The organism is Streptomyces zaomyceticus (assembly GCF_014656215.1).
GTDB classification, from domain to species: Bacteria; Actinomycetota; Actinomycetes; order Streptomycetales; family Streptomycetaceae; genus Streptomyces; species Streptomyces zaomyceticus.
The window spans coordinates 1-5259 of sequence record NZ_BNBZ01000068.1 but is presented as its reverse complement, the minus strand read 5'-3'; the positions used below and the strand labels follow the sequence as shown (position 1 = coordinate 5259).

Sequence of the window (5259 nt, the reverse complement as noted above, 5' to 3'; positions counted from 1 at the left end):
ATGGAGATGCTTCGGGTTCCTCACTTCTGCATTCCTCGGTTGCTTTCGACCTGACGGTGACGGCTCTCTATACGCCGTTGGTGTCGGGTGGCTGTGTGGTGCTGGGTGATCTGGAAGAGAGTTCCGGGGATGTGATCCGGCCTTCGTTCATGAAGGTGACGCCGTCGCATCTGGGTCTGCTGGAGGCTCTGCCGGCTGAGGTGTCGCCGTCGGGGACGCTGGTCACGGGGGGTGAGGCGCTGGTGGGTGAGGCGCTCGCCTCCTGGCGGGACCGTCACCCCGATGCGCGGGTGGTGAATGCCTATGGTCCGACCGAGGCCACGGTCAACTGCACCGATTTCTGGGTCGAGCCCGGCGCGGTGGTGAAGTCGGGTCCGGTTCCGATCGGCCGTCCGTTCTGGAATACCCGCGCCTACGTCCTGGACAGCCGTCTGCGGCCGGTGGCTCCGGGTGTCGCGGGAGAGCTCTACATCGCGGGTGTTGTTCTGGCCCGTGGTTATTGGGAGCGTCCGGATCTGACGAGTGAGCGTTTCGTTGCCGATCCGTTCGGTCCGGCTGGTGCGCGGATGTATCGCACGGGTGATGTGGCCCGGTGGAATGCCGAGGGTCAGCTGGTGTATGTCGGCCGGGTCGACGACCAGGTGAAGGTGCGGGGTTTCCGTATCGAACTCGGCGAGATCCAGGCCGTCGTCTCCGCTTACGACAGCGTGTCGCGTGCCGCTGTCGTGGTCCGGGAGGACCGTGCCGGGGATCAGCGTCTGGTCGGCTATGTCGTGGGTTCGGCCGAGGGCCTGCGGGAGTTCGTCGCTCAGCGTCTGCCGGACTACATGGTCCCGTCCGCGTTCGTCGAACTCGACGAGCTGCCGCTGACCTCCAACGGCAAGCTGGACCGCAAGGCTCTGCCCGCACCCGACTACGTCACCGAGTCGGCCGGCCGCGCCCCGCGCTCGCCCCGCGAGGAGGTCCTCGTGGGTCTCTTCACCGAGATTCTCGGTCTCGCTTCCGGCGCCGTCTCCATCGACGACGACTTCTTCCAGCTCGGCGGACACTCCCTCCTCGCCACGAAGCTCGTCAGCCGCATCCGCAGCGTCCTGGACGCGGAGCTTCCCATCCGGCAGCTCTTCGAGACGCCGACGGTCGCCGGTCTCGCCGACGCTCTGGAGCAGGTGGGTGGCGACGCCCGACGCGGGGTCGTGGCCGTCGTGCCCCGCCCCGGGCGGATCCCGCTCTCGTACGCCCAGCAGCGCCTGTGGTTCCTCAACCAGTTCGAGGGCCCCAGCGCCACCTACAACGCCCCGGTCGCGCTGCGTCTCACCGGCTCGCTCGACCGTGAGGCGCTGCGCCTGGCGCTCTCCGACGTGGCCACCCGCCACGAGAGCCTGCGGACGGTCTTCGCCGAGGACGCCGACGGTGCGCACCAGATCGTGCTGCCGGTCGACACCGCCGACATCCCCCTTCCCCTGCACCGGATCGACGAGGACGGTCTGACCGAGGCCCTGGCGGTCTCGGCGGCGCACTCCTTCGACCTCTCGCGGGAACTTCCCTTCCGTGCCGAGCTGTTCGCCCTCGCCGAGGACGACCACGTCCTGCTGCTCGTCACCCACCACATCGTGAGTGACGCGTGGTCGCGTGGGCCGCTGGCGCGGGATCTGACGACGGCGTACGCGACCCGGGTCGCCGGCGAGGTGCCGGTGGGGGAGCCGCTGCCGGTGCAGTACGCGGACTACAGCCTCTGGCAGCGTGAGGTTCTCGGTTCCGAGGAGGACGCGGAGAGCGAGATCTCCCGTCAGCTCACCTACTGGAAGGACGCGCTCGCCGGGGTGCCCGACGAGCTGGAGCTGCCGTTCGACCGGTCGCGCCCCGCGGTCGCCTCGTACCGTGGTGACCGACTCGCCTTCCGTCTGCCGGAGGAGCTCGCCACCGCGATCGAGCGCACGGCGCGCGGTGCCCAGGCGAGCCCGTTCATGGTGCTCCAGGCGGCGCTGGCCGCGCTCCTCACGCGTATGGGCGCCGGGGAGGACATCCCGATCGGTACGCCGATCGCCGGCCGTACGGACGACGCTCTCGACGACCTCATCGGCGTCTTCCTGAACACCCTCGTCCTGCGGACCGACACGGCGGGCAACCCGACGTTCGGCGACCTCGTCGCCCGCGTCCGGGAGACCAGCCTGCGCGCCTACGCGCACCAGGACCTGCCCTTCGAGCGGCTCGTGGAAGCGGTGAACCCGGAGCGGTCGCTCGCCCGTCACCCGCTGTTCCAGGTCCTGCTGACCTTCAACAACACCGACTACCAGGGCGCCCTGGACACCCTCGACGGGCTGCCCGGACTCACCGTCGGGCGGCAGTCGGTCGAGAGCTCCGCGGCCAAGTTCGACCTCGCCTTCGGCTTCTCGGAGCGGGCCGGCGGTCTCGATGGCGTACTGGAGTTCAGCACGGACCTGTTCGACCGGGACACGGCCGTGTCGCTCGTCGACCGTCTGCTCCGGCTGCTCACGGCGGCCGTCGCAGCGCCCTCGACTCCCATCGGTTCCCTCGCCCTCCTCGATGGTGTGGAGGAGGAGTTGGTGGTGTCGGGGTGGAACGAGACGGTGTGTGAGGTGCCGGGTCGTTCGGTGGTGGAGTTGTTCGCCGAGCGGGTGCGTGTGTCGCCGGATGCGGTGGCGGTGGTTGCCGGTGGTGAGTCGGTTTCGTATGCGGAGTTGGATGCGCGTGCGGAGCGGTTGGCTCGGGTGTTGGTGGCGCGTGGGGTGGTGGCGGAGCGGTTTGTGGCGGTGGCTCTGCCGCGGTCGGTGGAGTTGGTGGTGTCGCTGGTGGCGGTGTGGAAGGCGGGGGCCGCCTATCTGCCGCTGGACACGGAGTATCCGGCGGACCGGCTGGCCTACATGCTCGCCGACGCCGACCCCACGCTCGTCCTGACGGACAGCCGGATACGCGCCGAGCTGCCCGACTTCACGATGCCCGCCCTCCTTCTGGACGCGCAGGAGACGCAGGCCGCACTCGCCGAGGACGTCCCGTCCGACGCCGCCCCTCTGGCTCCGCCCACCTCGTCCCGATCGGCGTATGTGATCTATACGTCGGGGTCGACGGGGCGGCCGAAGGGTGTGGTGGTTCCGCAGGGTGCGTTGGTGAACTTCCTTGCCTCGATGGGTGATCGGTTCGGTCTGGGGGTGGAGGACCGGCTGCTTGCTGTGACGACGGTCGGGTTCGACATCGCGGGTCTTGAGCTGTTCGTGCCGTTGCTGAGTGGTGCCGCTGTGGTGGTGGCCGCTCGGGATGTGGTGCGCGATCCGGCCGGTCTGTGCCGTCTCGCGGTCGAGTCGCGGGCGACGGTGATGCAGGCGACGCCTTCGTTGTGGCGTGCGGTGCTGGCCGAGGATCCGTCGGTCGTGGAGCGGCTGCGGGTGCTGGTGGGTGGTGAGGCGTTGCCGTCGGATCTGGCGGTGGGTCTGGCCGAGCGCGCGGTGTCCGTGACCAACCTGTATGGGCCGACGGAGACCACGGTGTGGTCGACGGCCTGGGAGGTCACGCGGGACGGTGCGAGGGCTCCGCGGATCGGTCGTCCGATCTGGAACACGCAGGTGTTCGTTCTGGACGGTGGTCTGCGTCCGGTGCCGGTGGGTGTTCCCGGTGAGCTCTACATCGCCGGTGAGGGTGTCGTGCGTGGCTATCACGGCCGGCCGGGACTCACCGCGGAGCGGTTCGTGGCCGATCCGTTCGGTGCGGCGGGTTCGCGGATGTATCGCACGGGTGACCTGGTGCGCTGGACCAAGGACGGGGACCTCGAATACCTGTCGCGCGTCGATGACCAGGTCAAGCTGCGTGGTTTCCGTATCGAGCTCGGTGAGATCGAAGCCGTACTCGCTTCCCACGAGAGCGTCGCTCAGGCGGCGGTACTGGTACGGGAGGACCGCCCCGGCGACAAGCGCCTCGCCGCGTATGTGGTGGCGACGTCCGACAGCGCTGGGCCGGTGATCACGGACCTGCGTGCGCTGGCGGCGGAGCAGCTGCCGGAGTACATGGTGCCGTCGGCGTTCGTGACGCTGGATGTGTTCCCGTTGACGCCGAACGGGAAGCTGGACCGGCGGGCGTTGCCCGCGCCCGAGTACGGGGTGGAGTCGGCCGGCCGTGCGCCGCGCTCGCCGCGTGAGGAGATCCTCGCGGGTCTGTTCGCGGAGACGCTGGGTCTGACCCACGCCGTCTCGATCGACGACGACTTCTTCCAGCTCGGCGGACACTCGCTGCTCGCGACGAAGCTCGTCAGCCGCGTCCGCAGCGTCCTGGACGTCGAACTCGCCGTCCGGCAGATCTTCGAAGCACCCACCGTCGCCGCACTCGCCGCGAGGCTGGACGAGTCCGCGCGTGGCCGTGTCAGGGTCAAGGCCGTGGCCAGGCGTCCCGAGCGGCTTCCGCTCTCGCTCGCCCAGCAGCGGCTGTGGTTCCTCCACCAGTTCGAGGGGCCGAGCTCCACGTACAACATCCCGGTGGCCCTGCGTCTGTCGGGCCCGCTCGACGAAGAGGCACTGGGGCGCGCCCTGACCGAGGTCGTGATCCGGCACGAGAGCCTCCGTACCGTCTTCGCCGAGGACGCCGACGGCTCCGCCCACCAGATCGTCCTCGATGCCGCCCGCGCCGCCGAGGTCGAGCTGCGGACGACGGACGTCGCGGCCGACGCGCTCGACGACGCGCTCCGCGCCGAGATAAGCACGCCGTTCGACCTGACGCGTGATCTGCCGCTGCGTGCACGGCTGTTCAGGTTGGGCGACGACGAGTACGTCCTGCTCTCGGTCGTCCACCACATCGCGGGCGACGCCTGGTCCATGGGCCCGCTGGCCCGTGACCTCGCCACCGCCTACGCGGCCCACACGCTGGGCACGGCTCCGGCCTGGCGGCCGCTGCCGGTGCAGTACGCGGACTACAGCCTCTGGCAGCGTGAGCTGCTCGGTTCGGAGGAGGACGCGCAGAGCGAGCTCTCGCGTCAGCTGTCCTACTGGCGGGAGACCCTGAAGGACCTCCCGGAGGAGCTGGTCCTGCCCTTCGACCGGCCGCGGCCGGCGACCGCCTCGTACGAGGGCGACCGGGTCACCTTCGCCTTCCCCGAGGGACTCCACGAGCGTCTCACCGAAGTCGCCCGCGATCACCGGGCCAGCCTCTTCATGGTGCTCCAGGCGGGTCTGGCGACGCTGCTGAGCAGGCTCGGCGCGGGGGAGGACATCCCTCTGGGTACGCCGATCGCGGGTCGTACGGACGATGCTCTGGACG

At 69.7% G+C, this 5259-nt stretch carries 1 protein-coding gene; it reads left to right on the top strand.

Annotation, left to right across the window (positions count from 1 at the left end; genetic code table 11):
• Window positions 1-5259 (top strand): non-ribosomal peptide synthetase (locus IE311_RS36415; protein WP_189836195.1); only part of this gene is annotated, 5259 nt, incomplete at both ends.